At 73.2% G+C, this 17,947-nt stretch carries 11 protein-coding genes, 1 tRNA gene, 1 pseudogene and 1 riboswitch; of the genes and pseudogenes, 7 read left to right on the top strand and 6 right to left on the bottom strand.

Annotated features, from left to right (window positions below; genetic code table 11):
• Positions 1 to 480 (top strand): NPCBM/NEW2 domain-containing protein (locus GTW67_RS16250; RefSeq protein WP_202437310.1); only part of this gene is annotated, 480 nt, incomplete at its 5' end.
• Positions 481 to 495: 15 nt separating this feature from the next.
• On the opposite strand, the gene GTW67_RS16245 is transcribed toward GTW67_RS16250, so the two are convergent.
• Positions 496 to 2,622, bottom strand: coding sequence for an asparagine synthase-related protein (locus GTW67_RS16245; protein ID WP_161165533.1), 2,127 nt, complete (start codon positions 2,620 to 2,622; stop codon positions 496 to 498).
• Between the two features lie 711 nt (positions 2,623 to 3,333).
• On the opposite strand from GTW67_RS16245, the gene GTW67_RS16240 reads away from it, so the two are divergent.
• The 4 genes from GTW67_RS16240 to GTW67_RS16225 all read left to right on the top strand — a co-directional run bounded on the left by GTW67_RS16240 (position 3,334) and on the right by GTW67_RS16225 (position 8,383).
• The gene (locus tag GTW67_RS16240; protein WP_161165532.1) at positions 3,334 to 4,758 is read left to right on the top strand and encodes an NsdA family TPR-like regulatory protein; all 1,425 of its coding nucleotides are present in this window, start codon (positions 3,334 to 3,336) and stop codon (positions 4,756 to 4,758) included.
• A gap of 94 nt (positions 4,759 to 4,852) precedes the next feature.
• The gene (gene lhgD, locus GTW67_RS16235) at positions 4,853 to 6,067 is read left to right on the top strand and encodes an L-2-hydroxyglutarate dehydrogenase (protein ID WP_161165531.1); all 1,215 of its coding nucleotides are present in this window, start codon (positions 4,853 to 4,855) and stop codon (positions 6,065 to 6,067) included.
• A gap of 146 nt (positions 6,068 to 6,213) precedes the next feature.
• Positions 6,214 to 7,011, top strand: a complete 798-nt coding sequence (gene trmB / locus GTW67_RS16230; protein WP_161165530.1) for a tRNA (guanosine(46)-N7)-methyltransferase TrmB — start codon at positions 6,214 to 6,216, stop codon at positions 7,009 to 7,011.
• Positions 7,012 to 7,021: 10 nt separating this feature from the next.
• Positions 7,022 to 8,383, top strand: coding sequence for a PrsW family glutamic-type intramembrane protease (locus GTW67_RS16225; RefSeq protein ID WP_161165529.1), 1,362 nt, complete (start codon positions 7,022 to 7,024; stop codon positions 8,381 to 8,383).
• Between the two features lie 19 nt (positions 8,384 to 8,402).
• Here the strand turns inward: GTW67_RS16225 and GTW67_RS16220 are convergent, their stop codons facing one another.
• From GTW67_RS16220 to GTW67_RS16200, 5 genes are all read right to left on the bottom strand, one after another.
• Positions 8,403 to 9,347, bottom strand: a complete 945-nt coding sequence (locus tag GTW67_RS16220; RefSeq protein WP_161165534.1) for an aldo/keto reductase — start codon at positions 9,345 to 9,347, stop codon at positions 8,403 to 8,405.
• A gap of 131 nt (positions 9,348 to 9,478) precedes the next feature.
• Positions 9,479 to 10,510, bottom strand: coding sequence for a peptidoglycan DD-metalloendopeptidase family protein (locus GTW67_RS16215; protein ID WP_161165528.1), 1,032 nt, complete (start codon positions 10,508 to 10,510; stop codon positions 9,479 to 9,481).
• A 10-nt stretch (positions 10,511 to 10,520) separates the two neighbouring features.
• Positions 10,521 to 10,678, bottom strand: a riboswitch (cyclic di-AMP (ydaO/yuaA leader).
• A 243-nt stretch (positions 10,679 to 10,921) separates the two neighbouring features.
• Complete coding sequence (locus GTW67_RS16210; protein ID WP_161165527.1) at positions 10,922 to 12,124, bottom strand: SpoIIE family protein phosphatase; 1,203 nt, start codon at positions 12,122 to 12,124, stop codon at positions 10,922 to 10,924.
• A 175-nt stretch (positions 12,125 to 12,299) separates the two neighbouring features.
• Positions 12,300 to 12,373, bottom strand: a tRNA-Met gene (locus GTW67_RS16205).
• A gap of 52 nt (positions 12,374 to 12,425) precedes the next feature.
• Positions 12,426 to 13,559: a dihydrofolate reductase family protein gene (locus GTW67_RS16200; protein ID WP_161165526.1), complete on the bottom strand. Its 1,134-nt coding sequence runs from the start codon at positions 13,557 to 13,559 to the stop codon at positions 12,426 to 12,428.
• A gap of 259 nt (positions 13,560 to 13,818) precedes the next feature.
• Here GTW67_RS16200 and GTW67_RS16195 point away from each other — a divergent pair, with 259 nt between their 5' ends.
• Together GTW67_RS16195 and GTW67_RS16190 are read left to right on the top strand one after the other, a co-directional pair.
• Complete coding sequence (locus GTW67_RS16195) at positions 13,819 to 16,134, top strand: peptidoglycan recognition protein family protein (RefSeq protein WP_161165525.1); 2,316 nt, start codon at positions 13,819 to 13,821, stop codon at positions 16,132 to 16,134.
• Positions 16,135 to 16,955: 821 nt separating this feature from the next.
• Positions 16,956 to 17,947 (top strand): annotated as a pseudogene (locus GTW67_RS16190) (hypothetical protein); the annotation flags it as partial.

The following is a 17,947-nucleotide window of genomic DNA, read 5'->3' as shown; positions in this document are numbered from 1 at the left end:
ACACCGACCCCGCCCCCCGCACCCACGCCCACACCGCCTCCCCCGCCGACCGTCTACCGGTGGAGCGAGCTGGCGTACGACCTGACCGGCGACGGCACCGGGCCCGAGATGCGGCTGGCCGGGAGCAGCTGGGTGTGGCAGCGCTCCGCCCTGTCGATCGGCGAGGTGCGGTACGCGCACGGGGTCACCGTGAACGGACGCTCCTCCGTCACCATCGACCTCAACCGCTCCTGCTCGTCCTACGACGCCCTGGTCGGCGTCGACGACCTGACGCTGAAGCTCGGCAAGGTGGACTTCTCGGTGTACGCGGACGGCGTCCGGCTGTGGAACTCCGGGACGGTCGAGGGCGGGGACCCGGCGGTGCCCGTCCATGTGGACCTCTCCGGACGCGAGACCGTACGGCTGGTGGCCGAGCCGCACAGCCACCTGGACTCGGTCGCGCTCGCGGACTGGGCGCAGTCGCGCTTCACCTGCGCGTAGGGCGTCCGGGCGCCGTCAGCCCCGGCGCGCCACCGTCCCCGCGCCGCCCAGCGCACCCCGTTGCGGCGCGATGCCCCCGGGGACCGCGCGCTGCCGTGCCGGGGTGCCGGTCCAGCAGGTGCCCCGGCGGGCGAGGAGGCGGCGGAGCCAGAGCTCCAGGGAGACCAGGCCGGCGAGCCCGTCCAGCGGCAGGGGTTCGCCCGCGGCCGCCCCGCGCACCGCCTTGCGCACGACCCGCGCCTCGACCAGTCCCGCCTCGGCGAGCAGCGGCGTGTCGAACAGGGCCAGCAGGGAGTCGGCGGCGACCCGCAGTCCCGTGCGCGCGTCGGAGGCGGCCAGCGCCTGTGTCGGCGCGCCCCACCCGCTGGGCAGCTCGCTCACCCCGGCGCCCTCCAGCACCGTGCGCAGGATCGCGGCCCGTGCCCCGGGCTGGACGCGCAGCGCCTCCGGCAGGGCGCGGCAGGCGCGGACGACCTGGTTGTCGAGGAACGGCGCGTGCAGCCGCTGGAAGCGGATCTCCGCGGCCTGCTCAAGGACCCGCACCTCGGCCGCCTGCCGGGCCAGTGCCGTACGCGCCCGGAAGTCGCCGGGCCGCTGTCCCGGGCCGACGCCGGACCGCTGGGTGGACGCCTGGAGGCGAACCGATACTTCAGCCAGTGCCTCTCCGGTCAGCCACCGCGCCGCCGGTCCGGGCCCGGCCCAGGTGAGCACGGCGAGCGACGCCTCCATCGCACCGCCGCCCCCGACGGCCGCCTCGTCGAAGCGCCGGCGCAGCAGCCGTTCGGCGAGTCCCTCGACGCCCGTGCGGTAGGGCGTGCGCGACAGGCGCCGGGCGGCGGCGTACACGCGCGCGGGGACCAGTACCGAGCCGTCGGCCTTGGCGAGCGCGGCGACCGGGCGGACGAGATGGCGCCGTTTGCGGTCCATCAGCAGGTCGGCGAGCCGGGCCGGATGGGCGTCGAGCACCTGCCGCGCCCCGTAGCCCGTGAAGTGGTCCGCGCTGCCGGCGGCCAGCCGCGCCCGGTGCCGTGCCGCCGACACCAGGCAGGAGCCCGGTTCGTCGGTCAGGGGACCGTCGAGCGAGGTGTACGGCAGGACGTCCTCGCCGCCGGTGACGACCACGTGGTGCAGCCGGGGGTTGGCGGCCAGCGCGCCCGCCCGCTCCAGTTCGGACTCGCGTCCGCCGACGGCCAGGTCGTTGAAGGTGACGGCGAGCAGCCGCTCGCCCGCGCCCGTGCCGTGTCCGAGCACGGTGCCCGGCATCCCCGGCAGCCCGGCGGCCAGCAGCGCCAGCGTCCCCGAGGCCGGGCCGCCGGACAGGTCGGCGCCGATCCCGGGCACCGGCATCCCGCGCGCGGCGCGCCGCTCGGCGGGGCCCATGCCCGGCACCGGGCCGGGGTCGATGCCGTCGCCGGGGACGTGCCGGGGCGCGGCGAGGCGGGTGCGTACGGCTTCCACCAGGGCGTCCCGCACGCCGTCCACGGCTCTGCCCGGGTCGGCGGCGGGCGCCGCCACGGCGAGCGAGGCCACCTGCTCGTATCCGGCGATCTCGCGCGCCCCGGCGCGCAGGATCAGCGCATGCCCCGGCGGAATGCGCTTCACGCCGTCGTACGGGGTGGAGTCGTCCAGCGCGGCCGGCACGTCGGGGGCGGCGAGCAGCGCGGCGAGGTGCCCGAAGTCGAGGTTGGCCTCGACGAGGTCGGCCAGGGGCAGCGCGGCGGTCGCGTACGCCGTGCCGCCGGCCCAGGGGGTGTGGAACACGGGCCGTGCGCCCGCGAGATCGCCGCAGACGGTGATCCGCCGGCCGACCTGGACGACCGCCGTGTAGCTGCCGGGCCACGCCGTCAGGTGCCGCAGGGCACCGCCGCGCGCGGCGAACAGCCCGACGCGCAGCTGCTCGTCGGAGGCGCCGCAGATGCCGAGGACGGCGATCCGGGTCTGGGGGTCGGCCGTGACGACGCGCACCTCGTCGGGGCGCCAGTCGCCGACCGCCCACAGGGGGTCCGGGTCGCCCCACAGGAGCTGGGACCCCACGGGCTGCACCGTCTCACCGTCGTACCCGGTGGCCCCGGCGGAGCCGCCGGCCCCCGCGCCTCCCGCGGCTCCCACGGCGGTGCTGCTCCACCCCACCAACCACCGCATCGACGCCTCCACAGGCCGGGGAACCAGTGCACCGTACGAACTGGTTCCCCATGCTGCCATGAAGGGCGCGCCGCAGAGCGTCGGCGGAGCCGCGTGTGCTCCCATGAATGCGCCCCCGCCAAGGCCCGTGCGAGGGCGTCAACTCCCGGTCGCCGCCCGCCGGGCACGGCGTGGCGGTCCACCGGGGGGCTCGCACCGACGACGCGAATGCGCCCCCGGAACGCGCCCTTTGGCTACCCGGCGCGCCCTCAAGTCCCATGGTGAGGGCGCCGAAGCCCCGTAAACGCGGGGGCCATTTTTGGCCAAATCGGCGCCCTACACACGGTGTTGAACACGCTCCGTGCAGGCTCTGCGCACCGCCCGGCGGTGCGCAGTCCGGGAGACGGGCCACGCCTCCCGGACCGGTCCGCCGCCCGCGGGGATGTAGGCGGCGGCGTCCCCCAGCCCACTGGACCCAGTACAGCGGGCCGACCCACGCACCGCCATGGAACCGCTCCCCAGGTGGCCGGAGAAGAGCGCACGGACGGGCGCACGGCCACACACCGGGAGCACACGGCAACAGTCCGTACAGACACCGCACTTCAGTACGGACCACAATCCCGCCATCCGGAACAATGCCTCTTAACGCATGGGATGCGGCGAACTACGCTGGGTTTACGAATGCCGCGTGGTTATGCCAGTGCGGCAGCCGTCTGTGTCGAGGGGTGGCGCATGTCCAGGGAGCAACGCGGGCCGAACGAAAAGCTCGGCGCCGTTCTCGCCCTCGCGGGAATCAGCAACGCAGGACTCGCCCGGCGCGTCAACGACCTCGGCGCCCAGCGCGGGTTGACGCTTCGCTACGACAAGACGTCGGTGGCGCGCTGGGTGTCGAAGGGCATGGTGCCGCAGGGTGCGGCTCCGCACCTGATCGCCGCCGCCATCGGCCAGAAGCTCGGCCGTCCGGTGCCGCTCCACGAGATCGGCCTGGCGGACGCGGACCCCGCCCCCGAGGTGGGCCTCGCCTTCCCGCGGGACGTCGGACAGGCGGTCACGTCCGCCACCGAGCTGTACCGCCTCGACCTCGCCGGCCGCCGGGCCGGAGGTGGCGGCATCTGGCAGTCGCTCGCCGGATCGTTCGCGGTGAGCGCGTACGCCACGCCCGCCTCACGGTGGCTGATAACCCCGGCCGACAGCTCGGTGGCGCGTGACGCGAGCCCGGCCGAGGGCTCCGGCGCACCGCTCAAAGTCGGCCACAGCGATGTACGCAAACTCCGGGAGGCCGCCGAGGACGCCCGCCGCTGGGACTCCAAGTACGGCGGCGGCGACTGGCGTTCGTCGATGGTCCCCGAGTGCTTACGCGTCGAGGCGGCCCCGCTGCTCCTCGGCTCCTACTCCGACGAGGTCGGCCGCGCCCTGTTCGGCGCCTCGGCCGAACTGACGCGGCTGGCCGGCTGGATGGCCTTCGACACCGGCCAGCAGGAGGCGGCCCAGCGCTACTACATCCAGGCCCTGCGCCTGGCCCGCGCCGCGGCCGACGTCCCGCTCGGCGGGTACGTCCTCGCCTCCATGTCCCTCCAGGCCACCTACCGCGGCTTCGGCGACGAGGGCGTGGACCTCGCCCAAGCCGCCCTGGAACGCAACCGGGGCCTCGCCACGGCCCGCACGATGAGCTTCTTCCGCCTGGTCGAGGCACGCGCCCACGCGCGCGCGGGCGACGCGGTGGCGGCCGGGGCGGCCCTGAAGGCCGCCGAGAGCTGGCTGGAACGGGCCCGGCCCGGCGACAGCGACCCGTCGTGGCTGGGTTTCTACTCCTACGACCGGTTCGCCGCCGACGCGGCCGAGTGCTACCGCGACCTGAAGGCACCACGCCAGGTCCGCCGTTTCACCGAGCAGGCCCTGTCGCAGCCGACGGAGGAGTTCGTACGCTCGCACGGCCTCAGGCTCGTCGTCTCGGCGGTGGCCGAGCTGGAGTCCGGCAACCTGGACGCGGCCTGCGAGCAGGGCGTGCGGGCGGTCGAGGTCGCCGGGCGGATCTCCTCGGCCCGCACCACCGAGTACGTGAAGGACCTCCTGCACCGCCTGGAGCCGTACGGCGACGAGCCGCGCGTCGTCGAGCTCCGCGAGCGCGCCCGGCCGCTCCTGGTCACCCCGGCCTGACTGCGGCGCCGCACGGGTTTGCGGGCATTGTCAGTGGCGCAGTGCACTATCGAAGCCGGGGGACGGACCGGGAAGGGACCGGAAGGTGGCACACGTGCGGACCGGGATCGCATACGACTGCGACGTGCTGGTGATCGGCGGCGGCATCGTCGGCCTGTCCACGGCGTACGCGATCACGCGCACCGCGCCGGGCACCCGGGTGACGGTGCTGGAGAAGGAGCCGGGACCGGCCCGGCACCAGACCGGCCGCAACAGCGGCGTGATCCACAGCGGCGTCTACTACCGCCCGGGCTCGCTGAAGGCCCGCTTCGCGGTGCGGGGCGCCGCCGAGATGGTCAAGTTCTGCGCGGAGTACGGCATCGACCACGCGGTCACCGGCAAGCTGATCGTCGCCACCGAGCGGGCCGAGCTGCCCCGGCTGCACGCGCTCGTGCAGCGCGGCCGGGAGAACGGCATCCCGGTGCGGGAGCTGGGCGCGGCCCAGATCCCCGAGTACGAACCGGAGGTCCGGGGCCTGGCCGCCATACACGTCGGGACGACCGGCGTCTGCGACTACGTCGGAGTGGCACGGCAGCTGGCCCGGGCCTCGGGCGCGGAGATCCGCTACGGCGCGGAGGTTCTGCGCGTCGACCGGCGCCCGGACCTCGGGGTCGCCGTCCGCACCCGCACCGGCGACGTGATCCGCGCCCGGGTCCTGGTCAACTGCGCCGGCCTGCACTGCGACGAGGTCGCGCGGATGACGGGGGACGACCCGGGGATGCGGATCGTGCCCTTCCGGGGTGAGTACTACGAGCTGGCGCGGCCGGAGCTGGTGCGGGGCCTGGTGTATCCGGTGCCGGACCCGGCGTTCCCGTTCCTCGGCGTGCACCTGACCCGCGGCATCGACGGGGGCGTGCACGTCGGGCCGAACGCGGTGCCGGCGCTGGCCCGGGAGGGCTACGGGTGGGGTGTGGTCAGACCGCGCGAGCTGGGTGCCACGCTCGCCTGGCCGGGCTCGTGGCGCATCGCCCGGCGCCACTGGAGGTACGGCGCCGGGGAGCTGCGGCGGTCGCTGTCCAAGGGGGCGTTCACGTCGGCCGTGCGCAGGCTGCTGCCGGCGGTGACGGAGGGCGACCTGGTGGAGGCGCCGGCGGGGGTGCGGGCGCAGGCGGTGCTGGCGGACGGGACGCTGGTGGACGACTTCCTGATCAAGGAGGGGGCGCGGACGGTGCATGTGCTGAACGCGCCGTCTCCTGCGGCGACGGCGGCGCTGCCGGTTGGGCGGGAGGTGGGGCGGCGGGCGCTCAGCATGTTGGGCGACGTTTCTTGATCAAGGGTGCCCGGCGTGGGTGCTCAGCGGGGGTGGGTGGCTCTCACCGGCGATGGCCGGGTGCCGCTGCGCCCACCCGTGCCGCCCCAGCGGCACGATTGCCCGCAGCTACGCCGGTGGGAGGCAGGCCGTAAAATCTAAGGACTGTGTCTGAATCACGTCATGCCCCCGAGACCCCGCAGCCCGTTCGTGCCAAGGGGGAGCCCCGGTTTCCGGATGGGCCCAAGGCCGATCCCGCCGGGTCGCACTTCGAGCGGCGCATCCGGAGCTTCCAGCCGCGCCGGAGCCGGGTCACCGCCGGGCAGGCGGAGGCCTTGCAGCGGCTGTGGCCGAAGTGGGGCCTGGACATCGACGGGCAGCGGGTCATCGACCTCGCCGAGCTGTTCGGGAACGCGAACCCCGTCGTCCTGGAGATCGGCTTCGGGATGGGCGAGGCCACCGCGCAGATGGCCGCCGGCGACCCGGGCACCAACATCCTCGCCGTGGACGTCCACACCCCCGGCCAGGGAAACCTGCTCGGTCTCGCCGACCGTAACGGCCTGACCAACATCCGCGTGGGCAACGGCGACGCGATCATCCTCCTGCGCGAGATGCTCACCCCCGGCTCCCTCGCCGGGCTGCGCGTCTACTTCCCCGACCCCTGGCCGAAGAAGCGGCACCACAAGCGCCGTCTGATCCAGCCGGAGTTCCTGACCCTCGCCGCCACCCGCCTCGCACCGGGCGGCACCGTGCACTGCGCCACCGACTGGGAGCCGTACGCGGAGCAGATGCTCGACGTCCTCACCGCGCACCCCGACTTCGAGAACACCGTGGCCGACGGCGGTTTCGCGCCGCGCCCCGCCCACCGGCCGCTGACCCGTTTCGAGGGCCAGGGACTGGACAAGGGTCATGTGGTGAACGACTTGCTCTTCCGTCGCGTACAGGAGCATCCCCCCACCGGTTAGGGTCCATGCCGTGGCCACCTGTCCCCCGTATCCGACGCGTCCGCACTGGTGGCAGCGCACCTGGGTGCGTTACAGCGCGCTGGTCGCGCTGCTCGCGCTCTCCGGCCTGGTGATCCTGGCCCTCGTGCGCGAACAGACCGGCACCCAGGGGTTCCTGGTCGGACTGGGGCTGGCGGTCTTCCCCGTGCCCCTGCTCCTGGCCGCCTTCCGCTGGCTGGACCGGGTCGACCCCGGCCCCTGGCGGAACCTGCTGTTCTGCTTGGCCTGGGGCGCCTGCGCGGCGGCGCTGATAGCGATCGTCGCCAACAGCTTCGCGACGCGCTGGATAGCGACGGCCACCGCCGACCCCACCGGCGCGGACACCCTGGGCGCCACGGTGATAGCGCCGGTCGTGGAGGAGTCCGCCAAGGCCGCGGCGGTCCTGCTGGTCTTCCTCTTCCGCAGGCGGAACTTCACCGGCATCGTCGACGGCGTCGTCATAGCCGGTGTCACCGCCACCGGCTTCGCCTTCACCGAGAACATCCTCTACCTGGGCACCGCCTTCGGCACCGACCAGCTCACCGGCGACCGGGGCATCGCCTCGGTGACCGCGGCGACCTTCTTCGTCCGGGTCGTCCTGTCGCCGTTCGCCCACCCGCTGTTCACCGTGCTCACCGGGATCGGCTTCGGCATCGCCGCGCTCTGCGCCGACCGCCACCGCCTGCGCCGCGTGCTGCTCCCCCTGGCCGGCCTGCTGCTCGCGATGGGCATGCACGCGCTGTGGAACGGCTCGGCCTCGCTCGGCGAGTACGGCTTCTTCGCCGTGTACGGGGCGTTCATGGTGCCGGTCTTCGGCCTGCTGACCTGGCTGGCGGTCTGGAACCGGCAGCGCGAACTCGGCGCCGTACGGGCCGAGCTGCCCGTCTACGCGGTGGCCGGCTGGCTGGCGCCGGCCGAGCCGTTCGCGCTCGGCTCGATGCGGGCGCGCCGCATCGCCCGGCAGCACGCCCGCCGGCACGCCGGGAAGCCGGCCGCGCGGGCGGTGGCGGAGTACGAGGCGTACGCGACCTCGCTGGCGTTCCTGCGGCAACGCGGGCGCCGGGGCCGGGCCGGCGCCGACTACGTCGCACGGGAGCGGGAGTTGCTGACCGCGCTGTGGCACCGGCGGGAGACCGCGCGCCCGGCGCTGGACTACGCGGCCCGGGCCACGGCGCCGCCCGCCCCGGTGACCGCACCGCCCTGGCCGGCGTACGGGACGCCGGCGGCGCCCGCGCCCGCGCCGTACACCGCGCAGGCCCCGTACCTCACCTCGTACGCCACGCCCGCCTACGCCCCTTACGGCGCGTACTCCGTGTACTCCGCGTACCCGCCCCAGAACCCGTACCGGTCGTAGCGGCAGCCGGGAAGAGCCCTCAGGCGGACGCCTCCGTCAGCCTGCGCACCTCGGCCTCCGTCAGCTCCAGATCCGCCACTCCCAGCAGCGCCGGAAGCTGCTCGACCGTGCGCGCGGACGCGATCGGCGCGGCCACCGTCGGCTGGGCTGCCAGCCAGGCCAGGGCCACCGTGGCCACCGGCACGCCGTGGGCCTCGGAGATCTCGTCCAGCGCGGTCAGCACCCGCCGGCCGCGCTCGCTCTCCAGGTGCTTGGCGGCGCCGCCCGCCCGCGGGCTGTCGACGGCCGTACCGGGCCGGTACTTGCCCGTGAGGAAGCCGGACGCGAGGGCGTAGTACGGCACGGCGGCCAGACCGGACCGCTCGGCGAGGTCGCGCAGCTCACCCTCGTAGGTGTCGCGCGAGACCAGGTTGTAGTGGGGCTGCACGGCCACGTACCGGGCGAAGCCCTCGCGGTCGGAGAACTCCAGGGACTCGGCGAGCCGCTCGGCCGTGATGTTGGAGGCGCCGACGTAGCGGACCTTGCCCACGCGCACCAGTTCGTCGAGCGCGCCGATGATCTCCTCGACCGGCACCTCGGGCTTGTCGAAGTGGGTGTAGTAGAGGTCGATGTGGTCGGTGCCCAGGCGGCGCAGCGAGGCGTCGGCGGCGGCCTTGATGTTGGCGGCGGACAGGCCGGGGTACTCCGGGTGCTGGCTGACCTTCGTGGCGATCACGACGTCGGCGCGGTTGCCGCGGGCCGCGAGCCACTTGCCGATGAGGGTCTCGGACTCGCCGCCGCTGTTGCCGTCGACCCACGCGGAGTAGGAGTCGGCGGTGTCGACGAAGTTGCCGCCGGCGGCGGTGTAGGCGTCGAGGACGGCGAAGGAGGTGTCCTGGTCGGCGGTCCAGCCGAAGACGTTGCCGCCGAGGGAGAGCGGGAAGACCTCGAGGTCGGAGGAGCCGAGCTTGCGCAGTGAAGTCATGTCCATCGACAACAAGCAGCCCGGAGGCGATCATTCCGTCCCCACGCGAAAACCGGCAGCCCTGACGTCGGGGGGTCGCCGTCAGGACCGCCGGGGTCCACGGGGGTGCGCCGTCGCGGGGAGGCGCGTCGTCAGATGCTGAGGCCCTTGCCCTGGAGCCAGGCCGCCGGGTCGATGCCGCCCTCGGCGCCGTCGGTGTGGACCTCGAAGTGGAGGTGCGGCCCGGTGACGTTGCCGGTGGCGCCCACGCGGCCGATGACGTCCCCGGTGTTGACCTGCTGGCCGGCGCTGACGTTGATCGACGACTGGTGGCAGAACCACAGCTCGGTGCCGTCGTCCAGGGTCAGGATCGTGCGGTACCCGTAGGCACCGGCCCAGCCGGCCTCGGTGATCGTGCCGGTGTGCACGGCCTTGATGAGGGTACCCGTGGGCGCGGCGAAGTCGAGGCCGGTGTGGTAGCCGGAGGACCACATGGAACCGGCCTGGCCGAAGGTGGAGGTGATCGTGTACGAGGAGGTCGGCAGCGTGAACTGCTTGGCCAGCTCGGCGAGCCGCTCGGCCTCGGCCTTCTTCGCGGCTTCCTCCTCCGCCTTCTTCTTGGCGGCGGCGGCCTTGGCCTCGGCCTCCTTCTCCGCCTTGGCGGCGGCGTCGGCGGCGGCCTTCTCGGCCTTGGCTGCGGCGTCGGCGGCGGCCTTGTTCTCGACCTGGACCTGCTGCTGCTCGGCCTGCTGCATGATGCGCGCCCGCAGGACCTCACCGGCGTCGGAGGTGCCCTCGGCGGTGTCGTCGGCGGTCACGCCGAGGCTGCTGAGCGGGGTGGCGGAACCCTGGGGCTCCGGCTCGTCGTCGGAGATGAGCGAGCCGACGTTCGGCAGATCCGGCATCGAGATCGACACCGGGGGCTTGCCGGTCTGGGCGCTGGCCATGCCGCCCGCTCCGACGGCCGCGATGACGCCTACGCCGAGGACGGTGGAGCTGCGGGCGAGTCCGCCGCGCTGCTTGGCGACGCGGTGCCGGCCGCGTACGGGACGGATGGACTCCGCGGTGGGGTTCCACTCCTCCCAGGGGCCCTCTTCGGCGCGGTAGCCGTCGTAGCCGAAGGGTTCGGTGTCGTGCGTGCTCGGCACGAACGGGGCCTCGGGGGCAGGCCGGTTGGACGCCACGTGGGCGTACTCCTTTCCTTCCTTCCGCCTACCGGGTTAGCTGACGGGTTCGGAGCAGGAAGGTCTCCTACGCGCGTATACGTGCCGTGTCTCCACGGCGGCATACGCCCGATTCACCCCAAAGTGGTGGTTCCCCGGTTCCCTCACGGGATTCGGCGCGTGCGCACGGAGCCGCCTTCTGTGACGGCTGGGACGACCGCGCTGCGTTATCGAACGTTAATAGACGCGAGGGGCTGATTCCAAGCCGTTCCGCTTGATCGTTAAGGATCCCGGCCCGGACGTACGCCCCACCGTCGGCGAAAACCGGGCGAGTTGACCGGCCCTCAGATCACAACTTCACATCACAGGTTTCTGATGGCGCGTCAGTTGTTATGCGGAGGGCTGCCGCTTCGTCACCACCTGTGACGCCGGTCAGTGCCGGCGGCGTACGGCGAGCAACGCCATGTCGTCCGTCAGGCCGCCCCCGGCGTGCCGGCGCACGTCGTCGGCGAGGGTGTCGAGCAGATGGGCCGGGTGCCGGAAGACGCGGCCGGTCAGCCGCGTGTGCGGGTCGTAGAACCGGCCGAGCGCGTCGCGGGCCTCGGACAGTCCGTCGGTGTACAGCAGCAGCGTGGCACCGCCGGGGAAACCGGCCTGCTCGGCCCGGTCGGGCCACACGCCCAGGTCGCCCATCCCGAGCGGCAGCGCGAACTCCCCGGCCTGCACGGGGTGCACGGTGCCGTCGGGGTGCAGCAGCAGCGGCGGCGGGTGGCCGCGGTTGACGACGCGGACGATGCCGTCGCCGTGCGGGACCTCGGCGAGGACGGCGGTGGTGAACCCCTCGAAGGCGTCCAGCCCGTCCCGCCGGGTACCCTCCCGGGCCAGCGCCCGCTCCAGCCGCTGCGCGACCGCCTCCAGCGTCGCCTCCTGCTCGGCGGCCTCCCGGAAGGCGCCGATCACCACGGCGACGGCGGCCACCGCGCCCATGCCCTTGCCGCGCACGTCGCCGACGATGAGCCGCACGCCGCGCGCGCTGTCCTGCACCGCGTACAGGTCGCCGCCGATGAAGGCGTCGGCCTGCGCCGCCTCGTAGCAGGCGGCGATCTCGAAGCCGCCGATGCGCTCGGCGGGCTCGGGCAGCACGGCGCGCTGGGCGGCCTCGGCGATCTCGCGGGCGGAGGCGAGGCGCTCGTCGGTGCGGCGGACGAAGGCGTTCACGAAGACGGCGAGACCGGCGACCGTCGCGATGGTGATCAGTTCGGTGAGCGAGTCCACGTAGTGGATGACGCCCTTGCTGAGCTGGAGCCCGATGACGGTGGCGACCACGGCGAGGGCGGTGAGCACGGTGCCGCGCCGCGAGTAGAGGGGCGCCGCGACCAGGGGCGCGGCCGTGTAGAGCGGGCCGGCGGTGAAGTACCGGGGGGTGAAGAGGTCGTACAGGATGGCCACGACGATCAGGAGGACGGGGAGCAGGCGCACGAAGGTCCTGCCGTACGGGGTCCGCCGCCGGGCCGGTCCGGCGGGCGGCACGGGCATCGGGGCGGTGCCGAGGCCGGGGTCGGGCACGGGGTCGCCGGGCAGTCGGCCACCGGCCCTGGCATACGGGCCCTCGTCGTCCACGTCACCTGGCCGCACCACTCGATCTCCCGCCGCCCCTGCACGTCCACGCCGCTTGCCGTCCCGCTCTCCAGGTTTCCCGGAGGCGGGGCGGGGGGCGAGCCGTGCGGGCCGGTCGGGTGACGGGGGCGCGGGTATGGCCTGGACGCACCGAAGGCCGGAATCCTTGAGGATTCCGGCCTTCGGCCTTGAGTAGCGGGGACAGGATTTGAACCTGCGACCTCTGGGTTATGAGCCCAGCGAGCTACCGAGCTGCTCCACCCCGCGTCGTTGTGTCTCCAGTGTACGTCATGTCGGGGGCGGAACGCACACGCGTATCTCAGGGGCCCGGCAGATGACGGTTCGGGCCCTTCGCCGCCGCCTCGTACTCCGGCAGGACGACGACGGCGGCGCCCCCGGCGGCGAGCACTCCACTGCCGTCGGCCCCCGGCACGAACGTGTCCGGCTCCCGCCAGGCGGTGACCACCCGGCGCACCCCGGCGTCGAGGATCAGCCGGGCGCAGGGGGCGGGCCGGGAGGCGCGGCGGGCGCACGGTTCCAGGCTGCTGTAGACCGTGGCGGTCGCGAGCCGCGGATCCGCCGGGTCGGTCTTGGCGAGCGCGGCCTCCTCGGCGTGCACGACCGGGTCGCCGCCCTCCCGCGAGTGACCGCGCGCGAGCTCCGTCCCGTCGGCGGCGACGACCACCGCCCCCACGCTGAACGCCGTGCCGGACGGCGGGCACAGCTCGGCCAGCTCGCAGGCGAGCGCCAGCCAGTGCCGGTCGGCGGCGGACACGTCACCGGCGGTGCCCGGGGCGGTCGGCCGGTAGCGCATGAGCACGACGTCCTCGATCCGCCGCGTCTCCACCAGCCGGAGCCGGCCGCGCTGGTAGTCGCCGGGCCCGAACAGCCGGGGCGCGTCCGGGTCGCCGACGAACAGCGGGGCGAGGACCAGCTGGAGCTCGTCGGCGAGCCCTTCCCGCAGCAGCCGGCTGTGCACGATCCCGCCGCCCTCCACCATCAGCCGGCGCACACCCCGCCGGTCGTGCAGATGCTCCAGCGCCGCCCGCCAGTCGAGCGTGTCCCCGAGCGGCACGACGTCGGCGGCGATCCCGAGCGCGTGGGCCCGCCGGGCGCCGTCGTCGGTGGTCAGGAGGACCTTGTCGCCGCCGGTGTGCCAGAAGTTCGCCGCCGGGTCCAGCTCGCCCGATCCGCTGACCGTGACCTTCAGCGGGTACTCCGGCTTCCCCGCGGCGGCCCGGGCGGCGCGTCGCCCGGGCGAGTTCACCAGCAGCCGCGGGTTGTCGGCCCGGATCGTGCCGGCGCCGACCAGGATCGCGTCGACCGACGCCCGCACCTCGTCGACCCGGTCGAAGTCGGCCGGGGAGGACAGCAGAAGCCGCTCGGGGCCGGTGTCGTCCAGGTAGCCGTCGAGGGAGACGGCGGCGGAGAGCAGGACGTACGGGAGGGGCATGGGCGTACTCCGGTGGGGCGGGCGGACGGCGACGGGTGCGGCGGGGCCACCCTAGGCGGCCGTGCCGCCGGCGCCCGGTACCGTGTGCTCTGCCCACCGCTCGACGTGCCGCACCGGCCGCGCGGGCGAGGGCTCACCGTCTCCGCCGTGACGTTTGTGGTGCGCGGCGCGCTGTACGTATCGGCCCGCCCGTGTGACGGGTGTGGCTCACGCTGCTTTCTGAGGCCTTAGCGGGCTTGCCATATGGGGTGGGTTTGTCATGAGTCGTCGTACGTCGTCGCACGCGTACAGACCGCTGAGTTTGAAACGACGGGCGTGGCTGACGCTCGGTGCCGTGGTCCTGGGGGGCGGGGGCGTGGTGACGTACGCGGTCGCCAGCCCGTCCGACGACCCCGGTACGGCGGGCCGGGCCAAGCGGCCCGTGAAGGTGTACGACCTCGCGCTGAAGGGCACCGCGAGCGGCAAGCGGGAGCTGCCGCGCACGGGCACCGCGCAGTTCTCGCTGGTCGGCGTGTCCTGGTCGGGGCCCGTCGAGGGCCTCGACGGGCGGGCGCAGGTGCGCACCCGCGATCTGGAGAGCGGTGCGTGGGGCTCCTGGCAGGACCTGGAGGTGAACATCGACCCGCCGGAGGACCCGGAGGCGGGGATGCGCGGCGCGTCCGAGCCGCTGTGGGTCGGTCCCTCGGACGGCGTGGAGGTCCAGGTCCTCCACGAGGACGGCACCACCGGCGCGCTGCCCAAGGGTCTCCAGGTCAACCTGGTCGACCCCGGTGTGGTGACCAAGGCCGAGACGCAGGCGACCGGTCCGGCGGCGTTCGTCGCCGAGGAGAGCAGCCCGGCGGCCACGCCCACCGACGGCACGGCGCCCACCGACGGCACGACCGCGACGCCGGCCGACGATGGGACCGGCAGGACGTCGCCCGCGCCGGCCGGCAGCACGTCCCCGGCACCCACCGACACCACGACCGCGCCGGTGCCCACCGGCTCGCCGACCGCCTCCACGTCGCCGAGCCCGTCGGCCACCACGCCCACGGCGCCGCCGTCCGCGCCGGCGTCCACCGTGCCCAAGCCGCCGATGACCTCGCGCGCCGGCTGGGGCGCCGACGAGTCGCTGAGCCCCGACCCGTCCGAGTACACGGCCGACGTGAAGGCCGTCTTCGTCCACCACACCGACGGGGCCAACGACTACTCCTGCGCCGACTCCGCGGCGATCGTGCGGGGCATCTACGCGTACCACACGCAGGTCAACGGCTGGAACGACGTCGGTTACAACTTCCTGGTCGACAAGTGCGGCACCGTCTTCGAGGGCCGCAAGGGCGGTTCCGACCTGCCCGTCCTCGGTGCGCACACCTACGGCTGGAACCGGGAGTCCGCCGGCATCGCGGTGCTCGGTGAGTACACCTCCACCGGTGCCTCCAGCGCCGCGCTGGCCTCGGTCGCCCGCGTCGCCGCCTGGAAGCTCGGCCAGTACGGCGCCGACCCGGCCGGCACGGTGCAGCTCAACGCCGGGGCGAGCCAGAAGAACTACTTCGGCACCGGCTTCACCGCGAACACCAAGTACACCTTCAACCGGATCTCCGGCCACCGCGACGGCTACAACACGCAGTGCCCGGGCAACTCCCTCTACGCCCAGCTTCCGACCGTCCGCGCCTGGGCGTCCGGCCCGGTGCAGGGGCTGAAGGTGGCCTCGGTCGGCGGCGCGGCCCTGTCCGGCTCGACGTACTACACGAAGGGCGCCCTGAGCGTGAAGTGGGCGGCCACCACGCCCGCGTCGCTGGTCAGGAACTACCAGCTGCTGGTCGACGGCAAGGCCGTCGTCACCACCTCCGGTACGGCCACCTCCGCGAACACGACCCTGCCCCTGGGCAGCCACACCGTCGCGGTGCGGGCGGTGCACCAGTCCGGCAAGGCCGTGACCACCACCGCGCTGAAGGTCGTCGCGGAGACGACCGCGCCGGTGTTCGGCACCACGCCGAAGCTCTCCCTGCGCACCGGCACGGTCAACACCACCGCCGTCCCGGTCACCCTCGCCTGGAAGGCGACCGACGACAAGGCGCTGCGCGGGGTGAAGCTGCTGTCCCCGACGGCCACCACCTTCCCGCCGACCTGGACGGCCAACAACCGCACCGCCGCGTCGGGCTCGGCCGCCACCTGGTCGATGCAGGCGTACGACTACGCCGGCAACTACCGCAACGCGTCCGCCTCCTACACCCCGCTCATCCTCCAGGAGACGTCGGCGGTGCGGTCCGGCAGCTGGACGAGCCGTTCCTCCGCCAGCTACCTGGGCGGCAAGTCGTACTCCAGCGGCTCCAAGGGCGCGGCGCTCACCTGGACCTTCACGGGCCGTTCCGTCTCCTGGGTGGCGTCCCGGGCCTCCAGTTCGGGCCAGGTGTACGTGTACGTCGACGGCGTCAAGGCCGCCACGGTCGACCTGAAGTACGCCGGCACGCTCTACCGGCAGGCGGTCTGGACGAAGACCTGGGCCGGCAGCGCCAAGCACACCGTGAAGATCGTCGTGGTCGGCACCAGCGGCCGTCCCACCGTCACCACGGACGGTCTCGTCTACATCAAGTAGCGCCCGGACGACGACGAGGCGCCCGGACCGGCTTTCCGCCGGTCCGGGCGCCTCGTCGCAGGTAGGCCCTGTGGGACTCGAACCCACAACCAATGGATTAAAAGTCCTGGCCAAAGCTTGCTGGGTGGTTCCGGACGCTGGTTCGGTATCCGGAACCACCTGGTCAGAGCATGCGCGCCGTGAGTGCCGATCCGCCGCGCGGCGGGTTGTGTCACACCGTCCGCTCACGCATCGCTCACGCATGTGGGGCGTTCTCACCTGCGGCGGAGTGGGTGGCTCTGGGCGGCTGTCAGACGTGCGTCTGTAGGATCTCGTGACTCGTGCCCTAGGCTCAGGCTGTGAGCTGCGGCTTCTCGTGAAATCTCACGCCGCGTCTGGCAGTTCAGTCTCAGGACCGTGTCCAAATCCTCGGCATGCTCGCCGAGCGGTATCCGCCGTGAATACCAGCTTACGCGGCCACTGACGGGCCGTCGGCTAGATCATGCAGCCCACAGCCGGCCGGATCCGAAAGACCGTCAACTCCCATGCTGCGGCGGCTCGGATGGCTGTACGCTCGTATCATCGCCGCCGCTGAGGGCGATCTGTTTGGCAGTTGGTGGACACCGCGGTATCCACCGGCAGGACCTGAGTACGCCGCTCGCACGGGCGGGTACCCGGATTCCGCCTACAGATCACCGAAGCGACGCCGGGTCAGCCCTGTGATGGACCGCGGTCCTCACCGAGGCGGGCACGGGTGCGTTGCGCTCCTATGGCGCTCTGCTCGCGTACGCCGATCACCGGCCGCGAGCCCGCCTCGCGTCGGCCCATGCGAATGAGGCCCTGTGAGCACCATCGACACCACGGACGAGCGCGACGACATCGACGGCATCGAGGTCATCGACATCCGCTCCGGCGACCGCTCCACGCCGTTCGAGCACCGCGTAGAGCCGGTCAGCAAGACCACCAAGGCGATCAAGTTCCTCGAAGGCAAGCGCCCCGACATCCAGATCTCCTCCTCCGCCGTCCGCCGGATCGCGTTCGGCGCGGTCGAGCCCGCACTCCTCGAAGGCGCCCGCCTGGAGCGCCACCGCGTCGAAACCGGCTGGCTGAGCGTCATCACCTACCGCGCGTACACGCTGCTGCTGTCCCCCGCGATCGAGAATGACCGGCTCCTGGACGAGGCCCACTACGCGGCCGACCCGGACACCAGCAACAACCAGCGGGTCCTGGCCATGCCCACCGCGCACGACACCGACGCCACCCTCGTCTACACCGACGCCATGGACGACCTCCTCGCCGCTATCGACCGGGCGTCCAAGAGCGTGGGGAAGAGCAACCCGCAGGAAGTCGGCCGACGCATCGTGGAACGACCCCTGACGGCCGTCCCTGTCACCTTCCTCAACCCCGGACGGCACCCCGACGACGACCTGAGCATCGTCGACGGCAACAGCCGCTGGGCGTCCTGCACCGCCGACATCAAGGTCCCGTCCAGCTCGATTCGCCCCACCAACGCCAAGGACCCCGAGAGCCTGCTTCCGTCCCACCTCATGCGGCTTCCCTTGACCGAGCGGCGGGATCTCGTCCGGGAGATCGTCAAGAACGCCCACCGGGACATCAACGCCGCCACCGGCACGAGCAGGGCGGCCCGTGCCAAGCGCGACCAGGCCACCAGGCTCCTCAACGCGATGACCGTCCCGGTGCAGGTCATCGTCGGCTACACCGACGACAACCCGTCCATGGGTATGCGGCGCTTCCCCGTTGCGGTCCGCTCGCTGTTGATGCGCATGAACGTCGGGGTGAAGTCGTTCGAGCCGTCCTCGCAGAACGGTGTCAC

The organism is Streptomyces sp. SID5910, from assembly GCF_009862125.1.
Taxonomy (GTDB): domain Bacteria; phylum Actinomycetota; class Actinomycetes; order Streptomycetales; family Streptomycetaceae; genus Streptomyces.
The sequence above is the reverse complement of the archived record's forward strand: the minus strand, read 5'-3'. Positions and strand labels throughout refer to the sequence as shown.